Source organism: Pseudomonas sp. Pf153 (assembly GCF_001269775.1).
GTDB lineage: Bacteria > Pseudomonadota > Gammaproteobacteria > Pseudomonadales > Pseudomonadaceae > Aquipseudomonas > Aquipseudomonas uvaldensis.
Genome location: NZ_LHVL01000009.1, coordinates 100,591 through 116,252 on the forward strand (window position 1 = coordinate 100,591; position 15,662 = coordinate 116,252).

Consider the following 15,662-nt stretch of genomic DNA (forward strand, 5'->3'; position numbering starts at 1 on the left):
TAAGGAAATCGGATTACTGCGCGTTCGCAACGGCCGCCGGTGGCGTCCAGATCACGTCCCTGATACTCAAGGGCTTGGGGATCAATTTGAGCTGATAGAAGCTGTCGGCGATTTTCTGCTGTGCCGCGACCACTTCCGGCGTCAGGAACAACGCACCGTAACCCTGGCGTTTCACCGACGTCAGAGTGATGTCGGCAGGCAGGCCTAGCAGTGGCGATACCTGTTTGGTCACGTCTTCGGGGTTGGCCTTGGACCACTCCCCTACCGCCCGCACCTCTTCCACCAGGGTGGTGATGACCTGGGGGTTCTTTTGCGCATAGGGTTTGGTGGCGAGGTAGAACTGGTGGTTGTCGACGATTCCCTTGCCGTCACGCAAGGTGCGCGCTTGCAACTGTTGTTCGGCGGCTGCCTGGTACGGATCCCAGATCACCCAGGCGTCGACACTGCCACGCTCGAATGCGGCACGGGCATCGGCCGGAGGCAGGAACACGGTCTGGATGTCGGAATATTTCAGGCCGGCATCTTCCAGGGCTCGTACCAGCAGGTAATGGACGTTGGAACCTTTGTTCAACGCGATCTTCTTGCCCTTGAGGTCTTGCACCGACTGGATCGGCGAGCCCTTGGGCACTAGGATCGCCTCGCTGTTGGGTGCCGGCGGTTCGTAGGCGACGTAAAGCAGATCGGCACCCGCCGCCTGGGCAAACACCGGCGGGGTTTCACCGGTCACGCCGAAGTCGATGGAGCCGACGTTGAGGCCTTCGAGCAATTGCGGGCCGCCGGGGAATTCAGTCCATTGCACATCCACGCCCTGGGCGGCGAGGTGTTTTTCCAAGGTGCCCTTGGCCTTGAGCAGCACCAGGGTGCCGTACTTCTGATAACCGATCCGCAACGTCTCGGCTTGAGCCTGGATAGTAGCGCCGAAGGACACAGCCGCAGCAAACAGAGCGACCAGCCCGCGACGCAAAATGACAGTGCGCATGGCGCCTCTCCTTTTTGCTGTGGGGTTTTGGCTGCACCTGCTTGGCCGTTGGCGGCTGAGTAAGGTGAGTTGAATCAGGGTGTATCGGGGTTCAAATGCTCCAGCGAGCACTCAACAAACGTTCGTTCAACAGACTTGGGTCCAGTGGCCTGGGTCGACGGGCCATGGCGCTGAGAAACTGCTCCAGCGCTTCGTGCAGGCGTTGCTGCAAGGCGGGCGTCAATTGCGCCTGGGCACTGCCTTCGCCATAGGCGATCTGGCTATCCTCGGCAAAGATCCCCTGCAGCATTTCCTGAGCCTTGAGCGCCGACAGCACCGGCTTGAGGGCGTAATCCACGGCCAGCATGTGGGCGATGCTGCCCCCGGTGGCCATGGGCAATACCACCTTATGGCTCAGGGCGCGTTCTGGCAGGAGGTCCAACAATGTTTTCAGCGCACCGGAAAAAGACGCCTTGTACACCGGTGTGGCAATCAACAGGCCGTCGGCGTTATCGATCTGCTGGAGCAGGTCGACGATTTTCGGACTGTCGAAGCGGGCATGGAGCAGGTCCTCGGCGGGAAAGTCACGCACCTGATAACTCACCACCTCCACCCCTTGCTGCTGCAACCAACGCTGCGCGCGCTCCAACAGCACCCCGGAACGGGAGCGCTGACTGGGACTGCCACCAAGTGAGACGACCAACATGCCAACCATTCCTTACACGTTCTGCGCGATTCGCGGTGGGCGATCTCGCTGTCTGATGCAAACGATAACAGCGGAGTTATATATCTTTAAATCATATTTATTCATTTGGTTATTCCATAAATAAATATCAGCTCATTTTTTTGAAGGCAATAAAAAAGGCCGTCGAAACGGCCAAAACCCTGTTGCACATAGATTCCCTGTGAAATGAAGGTTTGGTTGATCCTCTCTTCAGCGATTCGGTTGCGGTGTCAGGCGCAAATAAGGTTTCACGGCCCGATAGCCTTTAGGGAAGCGCCGCTTGATTTCTTCCTCATCCTTGAGCGATGGCACGATCACCACTTCATCGCCGTCCTGCCAGTTGGCCGGGGTGGCGACCTTGTGGCTGTCGGTCAGTTGCAAGGAGTCGATCACTCGCAGGATCTCGTTGAAATTGCGTCCGGTGCTGGCCGGGTAGGTAATGGTCAGGCGAATCTTCTTGTTCGGGTCGATCACGAACAGAGAACGCACGGTCAGGGTATCGCTGGCATTGGGGTGGATCAGGTCGTAGAGGTCCGACACCTTGCGGTCGGCGTCGGCCAGGATCGGGAAATTGACGACGGTGTTCTGGGTTTCGTTGATGTCTTCGATCCACTTGTGGTGCGAATCCACCGGGTCGACCGAGAGGGCAATCGCCTTCACGCCGCGTTGGGCAAATTCATCCTTGAGCTTGGCCGTCAGACCCAATTCAGTGGTGCAGACCGGCGTGAAATCCGCCGGGTGGGAAAAAAGCACACCCCAGCTGTCGCCAAGCCATTCATGGAAGCGGATCTTGCCGGCGCTGGAATCCTGTTCGAAGTCGGGGGCGATGTCGCCGAGTCTGAGGCTCATGTTGGGGCTCCTGGATGAGATCTTGTAGAGCCTGACTGTGCCTCGTTCCAGGCGGTTTGAAAAAGAATGAATGCTGATCTTTATAGATCTTTTGGAAATATAAAAAAGTGTTCACTGGCGCCGACACATCTATAAGCCCAACATCCTCAACGAGGTTCGAGAAGGCCTCGAGTTGCCGAAAGAGGAGTCGTTTCGGGAAAGGCTACAGGGGTGGGCCTGACTCGAAAACGTAAAGCCCCGCCGGGCGTGTTGCCGGGCGGGGCTTTTTTTCGTTACGCGAGCGCGTTACTTACAGCAACGGGATCGAGTAGCTGACGATCAGGCGGTTTTCATCCTGGTCGCGCTGACCTGGGATGTCGTTGCGCCAGGTAGCGTTTTTCCACATCACGCCTACGTTCTTCAGAGCGCCTTCCGGTACAACGTAGCCAACGGTGATGTCACGCTCCCACTCGGTCTTGTCACCGGTGGCGTGATCGATATTGTCGCCACGCAGGTAGATGACGCCAGCGGTCAGGCCAGGCACACCGAGCTTGGCGAAGTCGTACGAGTAGCGACCCTGCCAGGTACGTTCACCGGCACGGGCGAACTTGGCGATCTGCATGTCGGTAGTCAGGTAAGCCGACGAGCCGTCGCCCTGGTTCAGCCAAGGGAAATCGCTGTCGCCGTTGCTGGCCTGATAGCCACCACCAAAGGTGTGACCTGCGACGGTGTAGAGGAACAAGCCGCTGTACAGGTTGTTGTCGACCTTGCCCTTGGTGACGCTGCCGCCATAGTAGCCAGTGGTGTAGTAGTTGGAGTCATGGCCATTGGCGCCGTCGCTGCGGCTGTTGAAATAGCGCAGATCAGATTTCAGCACGCCCGGACCGATGGCCCAGTTGTGCACCAGACCCAGGAAGTGCTGCTTGTAGAAGTCTTCCAGGTTGCCGTAGTAATACTGGGCAGTCAGGTCCTTGGTGATTTTGTAGTCACCGCCACCGTAAATGAATTTGTTGCTATCGCGGCCGCTTGCGGTACGACCGTTCGCACCGGCAATGGACAACTCCTCGTTGTTGCTGGAGTTACGACCTTTAGCGTGCTCGATCTGACCACCGATGAGGGTCAGGTCCTTGATTTCGTTCGAGGTGATCTGACCGCCCTGGAAGGTTTGCGGCAGCAGACGACCGTCGTTGGTCACGATTACGGGCAGTTTTGGCTGCAAGGTGCCCAGCTTCAGCTCGGTCTGGGAAACCTTGGCTTTGGCTGTCAGGCCCAGGCTGGAAAAGTTATCCACCGCTTCGCCGTTGGAGTTGCTCGGGAAGACCGTACCACCGTAGCTGTTATTGGAGGCGCCGTTGGTACCGCCGCCCGAATCCAGCTTGATACCCAGCAGGCCAATGGCATCGATACCGAAGCCAACGGTGCCTTGGGTGTAACCGGAGGTGAAGCGCAGGTCGAAACCTTGGCCCCATTCCTCAGACTTGTTCGTTGTAGCAGCAGAATCACGGTTATCCGTGTTGATGTAGAAGTTACGCAGACCCAAGGTAGCCTTGCTGTCTTCAATAAAACCGGCGGCGCCTGCCTGCTGCGCCAGAACCCCAACGGCCACGGCCAGGGCCAAGGTGGACTTGTTCATGCTTCGCTCCTCTCGTTTTCTAATTCTTGTGTATCTGTGGTTCCGGATCGAACGCCCGGAATCCGCGGATGCGCGATTAGCGCCAGACCGTGACTGACAAGTCAATCGTAACCATTTGTGATTACGACCATGGTCTAACGTCGCGATGCCGGCCCGCAGAATAATGGATTCTTAATACTTCCAAAAAGAATTGTTTCAGCAGTTTTCAGATTATTTTGAAATATAGCTGCCATCAAAGCGTCGTCAAACTGACGCTATTCAATATCGGCCAGCCTGCTGATTACTGGATATTTTTTCGTCCGCACCTTTTCAGGACGTCGATCCGTCTGGATCAAGGCTTGCGATCCCTACAGCAGCCCCACGCCAAGGCGTTCGGCTGCCGTAGGTCGCAATCTTGGAGGCATTCCTTCGGACAAATCATTGTCTGAAGTCAAAAAGCGTACAGCCTGGCTGCACAGGATTGGGCGCTACGCCTACAACGCTTTTTCGAAGATTTTCGAATTGCGTTGATAGTTGTAGAGCGACGCTCGGGCGTCTGGCAGGCGTTCGACACTGCTGGGCTCAAAGCCACGCTCGCGGAACCAGTGGGCGGTACGGGTGGTGAGCACGAACAATGTTTTGAGCCCTTGGGCACGGGCCCGGGTTTCGATTCGCTCCAGCAGTTCGTCGCCACGACCGCCGTGACGATATTCGGGATTCACCGCCAGGCAGGCCAGCTCGCCAGCATCCGAATCGGCGATCTGGTAGAGCGCCGCGCAGGCGATGATCATGCCTTCGCGCTCGACCACACTGAACTGTTCGATTTCCCGCTCCAATACTTCGCGGGAACGACGTACAAGAATCCCCTGCTCTTCCAACGGACTGATCAGGTCCAGCAAGCCACCGACATCTTCGATAGCCGCTTCACGCACCACTTCGAACTGTTCTTGCGCCACCAGCGTGCCGCTGCCGTCGCGGGTGAACAGCTCGGCCAGCAGCGCACCGTCCTCGGCGTAACTGACGATGTGACTGCGGGCCACGCCGCCCCGGCAGGCCTGGGCCGCCGCATCCAGCAATTCGGCCTGATAATCGCTGCCCAAGCGCTGCATATGGGCGGGGACCTGTTGCGGGCGCAATTCGCGCACCAGTCGACCGTCCTCGCCGATCAGTCCTGGCTCGGAGCCGAACAGCAGCAGCTTGTCGGCCGCCAGGTCGATGGCCGCGCGGGTGGCAACGTCCTCGCAGGCAAGGTTGAAGATTTCCCCGGTGGGCGAATAGCCCAACGGCGACAGCAGCACGATGGAGCGCTCGTCCAGCAGGCGATTGATACCCTTGCGGTCGACCCGGCGCACTTCACCGGTGTGGTGGTAATCCACGCCCTCCAACACGCCGATCGGCCGCGCCGTGACCAGGTTGCCGCTCGCCACCCGCAACCGCGACCCCTGCATCGGCGAAGAGGCCATGTCCATCGACAGGCGCGCCTCAATGGCGATGCGCAACTGCCCGACCGCGTCGATCACGCATTCCAGGGTCGCGGCATCGGTGATGCGCATGCCACGGTGGTAATGAGGGGTCAGCCCCCGCGCCGCGAGCCGGGTTTCGATCTGCGGGCGCGAACCATGGACCAGGACCAGGCGCACGCCGAGGCTGTGCAACAGCACCAGGTCATGGACGATGTTGCCGAAGTTCGGATGTTCCACCCCATCGCCGGGCAGCATGACGATGAACGTGCAATCACGGTGGGCATTGATGTAGGGCGAAGCGTGGCGAAGCCAATTGACGTATTCGGGCATGAACCTGGACCTGTAATAAATAACAGCCAAAAAAAGACGAAACAGAACGCACAGCAGGCTGATGGTTATCGTCGGAACAGGCTTGGCGACACGCGCGCTCTCCTCATGAATACGGGCCCGAATGCGGGCGATTTAGCCGGCCGTGGCCGGCGTCAGGCAGTAATGTCCGATCAACTGCCGCAGCAGTTGCACGGTAGGCTGCAAACGTGACATTTCAAGGTACTCGCCCGGCTGGTGGGCACAGGCGATATCGCCAGGCCCCAGCACCAGGGTTTCGCAGCCAAGGCGCTGAAGATAAGGCGCTTCGGTGCCAAACGCCACTGCTTCGGCACGATGACCGGTGAGCCGTTCGGCCAGACGCACCAGTTCGGCATCCTCGGCCTGCTCGAACGGCGGCACTTCGGGGAACAGCGGCGCATAGTCGATCTTGACCTGATGCCGTTCGGCAATCGGGTTGAGCTTCTGTTGGATTGCCGCCCGCAGCACTTGCGGATCCATGCCCGGCAGCGGGCGCAGGTCGAACTCCATGGAGCATTGGCCGCAGATTCGGTTAGGGTTGTCGCCACCGTGGATGCAGCCGAAGTTCAGGGTGGGCTGGGGCACGCTGAATTGCGGATTCCGAAATTCACGCTGCCATTGCAGGCGCAGGCCGCGCAGTTCCCCCATGGCATCGTGCATGGCTTCGAGGGCGCTCCGCCCCAGGCTTGGGTCGGAGGAATGGCCGCTGCGCCCGAGGATGTCGATACGCTCCATCATCACGCCTTTGTGCAGACGAATCGGCTTGAGCCCGGTCGGCTCCCCGATGATGGCGGCACGCCCCAATGGACGCCCGGCCTCGGCCAGGGCCCGGGCCCCCGCCATGGAGCTTTCCTCATCAGAAGTGGCGAGAATCAGCAGCGGCTGCTTGAACGGCTGGTCCAGCAGCGGCTTGAGCGCCTCGATGGCGAGGGCGAAAAAGCCTTTCATGTCGCAGCTGCCCAGGCCAACCCAGCGGCCATCGATCTCGGTGAGTTTCAGCGGGTCGGTCTGCCACAATGCGCCATCGAAGGGCACCGTGTCGCTGTGCCCGGCCAGTACCAGGCCTCCCGGGCCGCTGCCGAAACTGGCCAGCAGGTTGAACTTGCCGGGGCTGACCTGCTGGATATCACAGGAAAATCCAAGATCACTGAGCCAACCCGCCAGCAGTTCGATCACGGCACTGTTGGATTGGTCCAGCGTGGGTTGCGTACAGCTGACCGAAGGCGCGGCGATCAGGGCAGCGAACTGATCTTTCATGGATGGCAAAGGCATCGCTGTCTCCGGGCTTACAAATTGACGTCCATCATAGAACCATCCGACGCCAGTAATAAACCGTCGCGGCACGCAAGGCGGATGACTCCTGTACACTGCACGACCTTGGCAGCCACACCTCTCCCCGGCTGCGCACCCGATCCCTGGATTTTCCGGCCATGCAGAAAGAAACCGAAATCAAACTCCGCGTCAGCCGCGAGACCCTGGCAGCCCTGCGTGAGCACCCGCTGCTGAAAAAACGCAACAAAGGCGGCTGGGAACGCCGCGAACTGATGAATCAGTATTTCGACACCCCCGAACGTGACCTGGCCCGCGCCAAAGTCGCCCTGCGCCTGCGTCGCGACGGCGAAGAGGTGATTCAGACCCTCAAGACCCGCGGCCAGAGCATCGCCGGTCTGTCCGAGCGTAACGAGTACGACTGGCACCTGCCCAAGGCCAAGCTCGACCTGAAGAAACTCGACGGCGAATGCTGGCCCGAATCACTGGCCGAACTGGACAAGAAAACCCTGAAAGCCATCTTCACCACCGATTTCGTCCGCGAACGCGCTGAAATCGCTTGGGGCCGTGGCAAAAATAAAGTGGTCATCGAAGCCGCGCTGGACCTGGGCCATGTGGTGGTCGGCAAGCAGAAAGAAGAAATCTGCGAACTGGAGCTGGAACTGCGCGAAGGCGAACCCGCCGCCCTGCTGGAGTTGGCCGCCGAGCTGGCCGAGACCCTACCCTTGATGCCGTGTGACATCAGCAAGGCCGAGCGTGGCTATCGCCTGCACGATGCAAGCAGCTACGCCCTGAGCCTGCCGGCTCCACAGCTGACCGCCGAGATGCCGCTGGATGACGCCTTTGCCGCGCTGAGCTGGCATTTGCTGGGCAGCAGCCAGCGCCTGGCCGAGCAATATCGCTTCAACGGCCACTGGCGCCTGTTGCAGGACTGGGTGGATAACCTGGCCGAACTGCGGGCCCTGCTCAGCAGCCTCGGCCAAGCCGCGCCACGCCAGTCAACTCACGACCTGCGGGTTGCCCTGGATGCATTGCTGGAAGACTGGCGCCCGGTGGTCCAGGCTGGCCTGGACGACGAAGACGTGCGCAAGGCCGCGCCCGAGCAGTTCCTGGAAGAACTGCAGGACCCGCGCTGGGGCCTGTTCTCCCTCAACACCTCTCGCTGGCTGCTGGCCCGTAGCTGGACGGCCGAGCGCAATACCCGTGGCAATCGCCAGGGGGCCGCACAACTGGACAGCTGGCTGCCGCGCCTGCTGGGGGAAGAGTCCTCGTCCCTGCAATTGCAACGTTATCAGCAGCAGCCGGAAGACCTGGCCGAACAGTTGCCACGCATCGAGCGCATCCAGGTCTGGTTGCACCATGCCCGGCAGGTACTCGATATCCCGGAAATGGACCGCCTCTACGGCGAGCTGAACAAGCTGGCGCAACTGGCCAACGAGCCGATCACCGACGAAGCCCTGGAAGCGCGCAAACAACAGGCGATCGCGGTGTATCAGAATCGGGCATGGAAAACCTTGTTGCGCCTGTAACATCGCCATCGCGAGCAGGGCTCGCTTCCACATTTCGATCCGGGTTGGGCACAATATCCGCAACAACCCCGACCTTTTGTAGGAGCGAGCCTGCTCGCGATGGGGTCAGAACATTCCCCCCGCCAATCATCGCATCACCGGCAAACTCGTCGTGGACTTGATCTCCGACAGCGCCACGATCGAGTTCACCTCCTGAATCCCCGGCACCAGCGACAGTTTCTCGAAGAAGAAACGCTCATACGCCTCGATGTCCGCCGTGACGATGCGCAGCAGAAAATCCACCGACCCCATCAGTACGTAGCATTCAAGCACCTCGGGGAAACCGCGAATCGCTTCGGTGAACTCGGTGAAATTCGATCGGCCGTGGGCGTTGAGCTTGATTTCAGCGAAGATCTGCGTGTTAAGGCCGATTTTCTTCCGATCGAGCAAAGTCACCTGCCCGCGGATGATGCCCTCTTCCTTCATCCGTTGGATTCGACGCCAACAGGGCGATTGGGACAGACCCACGCGCTCGGCGACCTGGGCGCTGGAGAGCGAAGCGTCTTCTTGCAGCAGTGCCAGTATCCGTCGGTCGTAGCCGTCCAGCTCGCTTTGCATAAATAAACCCTTAAAAATCCGTTAATAAACTTGAACGATTCGCCAAACCGCAAATACCTCTGATATTAGATAAGAAATACCCGTTCCGGCATGCAAATATTTCTCCCGAATCCCAGGAGATCAATCATGCCCTTAATCGAATCCGTCAGCACGGTGCCCACCCGTGCCGACGTCTGGCACACCGCCAACGCCCATTGCCTTGCGCAATATCGGTTGCAGGCCGAGGCCGAGGCCGACGTGCTGTGCCGTGCATTGAACTTGTTTGCCCTGCAGGGCCTGACTCCGCAGCTAGTTCACGTCGAACGTGAGGGCGATCTGCTGACCATGGAAATCCTCATGGACGGGCTCAGCTGGCACCGTGCCCAGGTCATCGCTGAAAAATTACGTAACCTGATCAGCGTCTGTTCGGTAACCCTGCGCAACGCTGAAAAAACGTGGCTCGAGCCGGCCCAGGCCGTGGGTTGAGGCCGGCCGGAGCAAGAATTCGAAACGCATTGGTCGGGTAGTGGCCCAACGGTCCATAGGGTCGGGACTATTCTTTTGCAGACCGAGAGGACGCCGAAGCGTCTGTATCGCGGCTTTGCTGCAATTGTTCAATAGGAATCCCGCATGTCCACCAAACACGCCACACAGGACCGCTGGCTGGACCTCAACGATCTGTTGCGCCAGCTGGTCGCCCAGGGCCTCATCAGCCAGGACTCGGCAGAAACCGCGCTCAACGCCCGGCGACGCCACAGCGCCAGTTCTCAGTTGCATCCCCTGGAGTTCATCGCCAACCAGCATCTGGACGATCTCAGCCGCCCCGGCAAGCGCCTGGACCTGGAAAACCTGACACTGTGGTTGTCCCAGCAGGCCGGCCAACCCTACCTGCGCATCGATCCGTTGAAGATCAACGTCGCGGCCGTCACGCCCCTGATGTCATACGCCTTTGCCCAGCGCCACAAGATCCTGGCGGTGGCGGTCGACCGCGACGCCGTCACCGTTGCCAGCGCCCAACCTTACGTCAGCAGTTGGGAATCGGATCTGACCCACGTGCTGAAGCTGCCAATCAAGCGGGTGGTCGCCAACCCGGTGGACATCCAACGCCTGAGCGTGGAGTTCTATCGCCTCGCCAAATCGGTCAGCGGCGCGACCGCTGTCGACCAGCAACCGAGCAACCTGAGCAACTTCGAACAACTGCTCAACCTGGGTGCCAGTGATCAGGAACCGGACGCCAACGACGCACACATCGTCAACATCGTCGACTGGCTGTTCCAGTACGCCTTCCAGCAGCGCGCCAGCGATATCCACATCGAGCCACGGCGCGAACAAGGCACGGTGCGATTTCGAATCGACGGGGTGCTGCACACCGTCTATCAGTTCCCGCCGCAGGTCACGATGGCGATCATCAGTCGCCTGAAGAACCTGGGGCGAATGAACGTCGCGGAAAAGCGCAAACCCCAGGACGGCCGCGTCAAGACCAAGACACCTGATGGTGGCGAGGTGGAATTGCGCCTGTCGACGCTGCCCACGGCATTCGGCGAAAAAATGGTCATGCGGATCTTCGACCCGGAAGTGCTGCTCAAGGATTTCGACCAGCTCGGCTTTTCCGCCGATGACCTGCGTCGCTGGCAGGACATGACCCGCCAGCCCAACGGCATCGTCCTGGTGACCGGCCCCACCGGTTCCGGCAAAACCACCACTCTCTACACCACCCTCAAGAAACTGGCGACGCCGGAAGTGAACCTCTGCACCATCGAGGACCCGATCGAGATGGTCGAGACGTCCTTCAACCAGATGCAGGTGCAACACAACATCGACCTGAGCTTCGCCGCCGGCGTTCGAGCACTGATGCGGCAGGATCCGGACATCATCATGATCGGCGAGATCCGCGACCTGGAAACCGCCGAAATGGCCATCCAGGCAGCGCTCACCGGGCACCTGGTGCTCTCGACGCTACATACCAACGACGCACCGAGCGCCATCAGCCGCCTGCTGGAGCTCGGCGTGCCCCATTACCTGATCAAGGCGACAGTGCTGGGGGTCATGGCCCAGCGCCTGGTGCGCACGCTGTGTCCTCATTGCAAGGCGCCCCTGACCCTGGACGAGGATGACTGGCAAACCCTGACGCGCCCGTGGCAGGCCCCGCTGCCTGGCAACGCCCAACAGGCTGTCGGCTGCCTGGAATGTCGTGACACCGGCTATCGCGGGCGCGCCGGGGTGTACGAAATCCTGCAGTTGAGCGACAACATCAAGGGACTCATCCACGCCGACACTGACCTGCTGGCGGTACGTCGCCAGGCATTCAAGGAGGGCATGCGCAGCTTGCGACTATCCGGCGCCCAAAAAGTCGCCGCCGGGCTGACCACCGTTGAGGAAGTGCTCCGGGTAACGCCGCAAAGCGAACAGAAATGAGTTCGGCGACGCCTGACCAGGCAGTCACGGAACTGAATCGAGGCGCAGGTAATCCAAAGTCATAGTTAACCCTGTGGAGTCACCTATCATGCGTCTCAAACTTGCTGTCGCGACCCTGGCCTTGCTGTCTCTTCCTGTTGGCTCGGCGATGGCCGACACGTTTTGGCGTAACGTCATTTCATCCGGTGCGACCACCGGTTCCACCTACCTGACGTTCAAGGACAACAAGCTGATCGTCGCCGCCCAGGACGACGCCGGCAGCTTCGTTGCCAGTGACGGCAACATCCGTGGCCCCTACCTGGAAGCAGCCATGCAGAAAGTCCGTGCCGACAACCCCGGCTTGCAAGCTTCCGACATGGAGCTGGCCAACGCGATCCTGGCGAAAAACGCCGTCGCCCAGGACTGATTCAACACGATGAAAAATGCCGCTCGATCGAGCGGCATTTTCTTTGGAAGTCTCCAGTCCGCCCTGTGGGAGCGAGCCTGCTCGCGATGACGGTGGATCAGCAATACAAAGGGTGACTGACACACCGCATTCGCGAGCAAGCCCACTCCAACAGGTTCCTGGTTACTCGCCGATCAAATCTTTGTAACCCGCCGCATCCAGCAATTTGCCCAGGTCGGCATCTGCATTGGAAGGCTTGATCTTGAAGATCCAGGACTCGTAGGGCGTATTGTTCAACGCTTCCGGCTCGTCACCCAGGGCTTCGTTGATTGCAACGACTTCACCCGACACGGGCGAATAGATATCCGAAGCTGCCTTCACGGATTCCACCACCCCTGCCGCATCACCGGCCGCCAATTCTTTGCCAAGCTCCGGCAGCTCGATGAACACGACATCACCCAGTGCTTCCTGAGCGTGATCGGAAATACCCACGGTGACGCTACCGTCAGCCTCCAGGCGCGCCCACTCATGACTTTCGGCAAAACGTAATTCGGCAGGGATGTCGCTCATATTCTGTGTCCTCTAGAGAAGTGTCAGCGGCCAACGGCCAGCCAAAAGTTAGATCAGGGTTCTGCCATGGCGGACAAAGGTCGGCTTGACCACCCGTACCGGGTACCACTTACCACGAATTTCCACCTCGGCGCGGTCGGCCGTAGCCATCGGAACACGAGCCAGGGCGATCGACTTGCTAAGCGTAGGAGAAAAACTACCACTGGTGATCTCCCCTTCGCCAATATCGGCGATGCGGACCACCTGATGGGCACGCAGGACCCCTCGCTCTTCGAGCACCAGGCCGACCAGTTTGTGCTGCACGCCTGCGGCGAGTTCGGCCTCCAGCGCCGTACGCCCGATGAACTGGCGGCTAGCCGGCTCCCAGGCGATGCTCCAGGCCATGTTCGAGGCCAGCGGGGAAACGTCTTGATGAATATCCTGGCCGTAGAGGTTCATGCCAGCCTCCAGGCGCAGGGTATCGCGGGCGCCGAGGCCGATTGGAGAAATGCCGGCGCCGACCAGATCGTTGAAGAAACTCAGGGCCTCATGGGCAGGCAGGACGATCTCCAGGCCATCCTCTCCGGTGTAGCCGGTGCGGGCGATGAACCATTCGCCGTCGGAACGACCTTCGAAGGGTTTGAGTTGTTGGATCAACTGACCACGGGATTGCGTGACCAGCTCGGCAATCTTGTGTCGGGCTTGAGGCCCCTGGATAGCCAGCATTGCCAACTCGGGGCGCTCGCGCAGTTGCACGTCATAGGCGCCGAGCTGCGCCTGCATCCAGGCCAGGTCCTGATCGCGGGTCGAGGCATTGAAGACCAGACGGTAACCGTCCTCGATCCGATAGACGATCATGTCGTCGACGATGCCGCCGTGCTCGTTGAGCATGGCGCTGTAGAGGGCGTGGCCCGTGTCCTGCAAGCGATTGACATCGTTGGCGAGCAAGCGCTGCAACCAGGCCTTCGCCTGGGAACCGGCGACATCGATCACCGTCATGTGGGATACATCGAACACACCGCAGTCGCGACGCACCTGATGATGCTCTTCGACTTGCGAGCCGTAATGCAGAGGCATATCCCAACCGCCAAAATCGACCATCTTCGCGCCGAGGGCGAGATGAAGGTCATACAGAGGCGTACGCTGTCCCATGGGTTTCTCCTTCCGGGCTTGGCGAAGGTGCGGACGGGCACTGCACGGCGCGAATGCCGAAAGGCATTTCAAGCCGCTCTCAGTTACCCGGTCTGACAGACAGACCGCACCGAATGCGGCGCATTGTAGCCGCATGACAGGAGACTGGCACCTGTGACCGCTAGCGTGCCGAACGACGTATCAATCCGATCACCGGCAACAACCCCACCAATACCAGGGTCAACGCCGGCAGGGCGGCCCGTGCCCACTCCCCTTCGCTGGTCATTTCGAAGATGCGCACAGCCAGCGTGTCCCAGCCGAACGGGCGCATCAGCAGGGTCGCGGGCATCTCCTTGAGGACATCCACGAACACCAGCAACGCCGCGCTCAAGGTGCCGGGTAGCAGCAACGGCAGATACACTTTGAAAAACAGTCGTGGCCCACTGACTCCCAGACTGCGTGCCGCTTCAGGCAATGACGGACGGATTCGTCCCAGGCTGCTCTCCAACGGGCCGTAGGCTACCGCCAGGAAACGCACCAGGTACGCCAGCAACAGAGCCGACAGACTGCCCAGCAACAGGGGCTTGCTCGCGCCGCCGACCAAGGTCGACAGCGGAATGACCAACTCGCGATCCAGGTAGCTGAACGCAAGCATGATCGACACCGCCAGTACTGAGCCGGGCAAGGCATATCCCAGGTTCGCCACGCCTACGCCGGCGCGGATCGTACGGGTCGGCGCCAGACGGCGGGCGAAAGCCAGCAGCAAGGCAACGCAAACGGTGATCAATGCCGCCATGCTACCCAAGTAAAGCGTGTGGACGATCAACCCCGCATAACGTTCATCGAGATCGAAACGCCCCCGCTGCCAGAACCACACCACCAATTGCAGGACCGGAATGACAAAGGCGCAGGCGAACACCAGCAGGCACCAACCGCTGGCTGCGACCGCCTTGAGCCCACGCAAGTGATACAACGCCTTGACTCGGGGTCGCTCGTTGCCAACTCGCTGGGCACCTCGGGCACGACGCTCTCCGTAGAGCACCAGCATCACCGCCAGCAGCAGAAGACTGGCCAACTGGGCAGCACTGGAGAGGCTGAAGAAGCCGTACCAGGTCTTGTAGATGGCGGTGGTGAACGTGTCGAAGTTGAACACGGACACCGCACCGAAATCCGCCAGCGTCTCCATCAGCGCCAACGCAACACCCGCGCCGATGGCTGGTCGGGCCATCGGCAGCGCCACCCGCCAGAACGCCTGCCAGGGTGATTGGCCCAACACCCGGGCCGCCTCCATCAAGCCCTTCCCCTGGGCCAGGAACGCACTTCGCGCCAGCAGGTAGACGTAAGGATAGAAAACCAGGATCAACACCAGGATCACCCCGCCGGTGGAACGGACCCGGGGCAGACGCAGGCCGCTGCCGAATCCCTCGCGCAGCAAGGTCTGCACCGGGCCGGCAAAATCCAGCAGGCCGACGAAGACGAATGCCAGCACGTAGGCAGGGATGGCGAACGGCAACATCAACGCCCAGTCGAGCCACCGTCGACCGGGAAACTCACAGAGACTGGTGAGCCAGGCGAGGCTGACGCCCAGTAATGTGACACCTGCGCCGACGCCGATGATCAACGTCAGCGTGTTGCCCAGCAGACGTGGCATCTGGGTATCCCAGAGATGGGACCAGATCTGTGCGTCGATGCTCTGCCAGGACAGCAGCAGGACACTCAAGGGCAACAGGACCAACGCAGCGATGGCGAAGACCAAGGGGTACCAGCGGCGTTGGACGGGGTGGGCCAATGAGAATACTCGGACGATCAGTGGAGGCGTATTAAACCGCAAAAGATCGCAGCCTGCGGCGCTCCTGGCAGTTAGCTATCCGCCAG

General features: G+C 60.2%; 14 protein-coding genes. 4 read left to right on the forward strand and 10 right to left on the reverse strand.

The window, feature by feature from the left end; genetic code table 11:
- Positions 1-13 precede the first annotated feature (13 nt).
- The 6 genes from AD666_RS05460 to argE all read right to left on the reverse strand — a co-directional run bounded on the left by AD666_RS05460 (position 14) and on the right by argE (position 7,205).
- Positions 14-979 (reverse strand): sulfonate ABC transporter substrate-binding protein, encoded by a 966-nt coding sequence (locus AD666_RS05460; protein WP_053148370.1) that lies wholly within the window; start codon positions 977-979, stop codon positions 14-16.
- A gap of 91 nt (positions 980-1,070) precedes the next feature.
- Positions 1,071-1,664 (reverse strand): NADPH-dependent FMN reductase, encoded by a 594-nt coding sequence (gene ssuE / locus AD666_RS05465; RefSeq protein ID WP_053148372.1) that lies wholly within the window; start codon positions 1,662-1,664, stop codon positions 1,071-1,073.
- Between the two features lie 228 nt (positions 1,665-1,892).
- The gene (locus AD666_RS05470; RefSeq protein ID WP_053148375.1) at positions 1,893-2,531 is read right to left on the reverse strand and encodes a peroxiredoxin; all 639 of its coding nucleotides are present in this window, start codon (positions 2,529-2,531) and stop codon (positions 1,893-1,895) included.
- A gap of 289 nt (positions 2,532-2,820) precedes the next feature.
- Complete coding sequence (locus AD666_RS05475) at positions 2,821-4,143, reverse strand: OprD family porin (RefSeq protein ID WP_053148378.1); 1,323 nt, start codon at positions 4,141-4,143, stop codon at positions 2,821-2,823.
- A gap of 473 nt (positions 4,144-4,616) precedes the next feature.
- Entirely contained in the window at positions 4,617-5,915 is a 1,299-nt protein-coding gene (gene argA, locus AD666_RS05480; protein WP_053148381.1) for an amino-acid N-acetyltransferase, read from the reverse strand.
- 132 nt (positions 5,916-6,047) lie between these two features.
- On the reverse strand, positions 6,048-7,205 hold the full coding sequence (argE, locus tag AD666_RS05485) for an acetylornithine deacetylase (RefSeq protein WP_053148383.1): 1,158 nt from the start codon (positions 7,203-7,205) through the stop codon (positions 6,048-6,050).
- 158 nt (positions 7,206-7,363) lie between these two features.
- Between argE and AD666_RS05490 the strand changes: the two genes are divergently transcribed.
- A complete protein-coding gene (locus AD666_RS05490; protein WP_053148397.1) occupies positions 7,364-8,731 on the forward strand; it encodes an inorganic triphosphatase in 1,368 nt (455 codons plus the stop codon).
- Positions 8,732-8,857: 126 nt separating this feature from the next.
- Here AD666_RS05490 and AD666_RS05495 read toward each other — a convergent pair whose 3' ends face one another.
- Positions 8,858-9,328 (reverse strand): Lrp/AsnC family transcriptional regulator, encoded by a 471-nt coding sequence (locus tag AD666_RS05495; protein ID WP_053148400.1) that lies wholly within the window; start codon positions 9,326-9,328, stop codon positions 8,858-8,860.
- A 126-nt stretch (positions 9,329-9,454) separates the two neighbouring features.
- Here AD666_RS05495 and AD666_RS05500 point away from each other — a divergent pair, with 126 nt between their 5' ends.
- The 3 genes from AD666_RS05500 to AD666_RS05510 all read left to right on the forward strand — a co-directional run bounded on the left by AD666_RS05500 (position 9,455) and on the right by AD666_RS05510 (position 12,128).
- Positions 9,455-9,793: a hypothetical protein gene (locus tag AD666_RS05500; protein ID WP_053148403.1), complete on the forward strand. Its 339-nt coding sequence runs from the start codon at positions 9,455-9,457 to the stop codon at positions 9,791-9,793.
- Between the two features lie 144 nt (positions 9,794-9,937).
- A complete protein-coding gene (locus tag AD666_RS05505; protein WP_053148406.1) occupies positions 9,938-11,722 on the forward strand; it encodes a GspE/PulE family protein in 1,785 nt (594 codons plus the stop codon).
- Positions 11,723-11,807: 85 nt separating this feature from the next.
- Complete coding sequence (locus AD666_RS05510) at positions 11,808-12,128, forward strand: DUF2388 domain-containing protein (protein ID WP_172679600.1); 321 nt, start codon at positions 11,808-11,810, stop codon at positions 12,126-12,128.
- A gap of 162 nt (positions 12,129-12,290) precedes the next feature.
- Here the strand turns inward: AD666_RS05510 and gcvH are convergent, their stop codons facing one another.
- The 3 genes from gcvH to AD666_RS05525 form a co-directional block, all read right to left on the reverse strand.
- Positions 12,291-12,677, reverse strand: coding sequence for a glycine cleavage system protein GcvH (gene gcvH, locus AD666_RS05515; protein ID WP_053148414.1), 387 nt, complete (start codon positions 12,675-12,677; stop codon positions 12,291-12,293).
- A 48-nt stretch (positions 12,678-12,725) separates the two neighbouring features.
- Positions 12,726-13,808: a glycine cleavage system aminomethyltransferase GcvT gene (gene gcvT, locus AD666_RS05520; RefSeq protein WP_053148416.1), complete on the reverse strand. Its 1,083-nt coding sequence runs from the start codon at positions 13,806-13,808 to the stop codon at positions 12,726-12,728.
- A gap of 160 nt (positions 13,809-13,968) precedes the next feature.
- Positions 13,969-15,576 (reverse strand): iron ABC transporter permease, encoded by a 1,608-nt coding sequence (locus tag AD666_RS05525; RefSeq protein ID WP_053148418.1) that lies wholly within the window; start codon positions 15,574-15,576, stop codon positions 13,969-13,971.
- Positions 15,577-15,662: the final 86 nt, after the last annotated feature.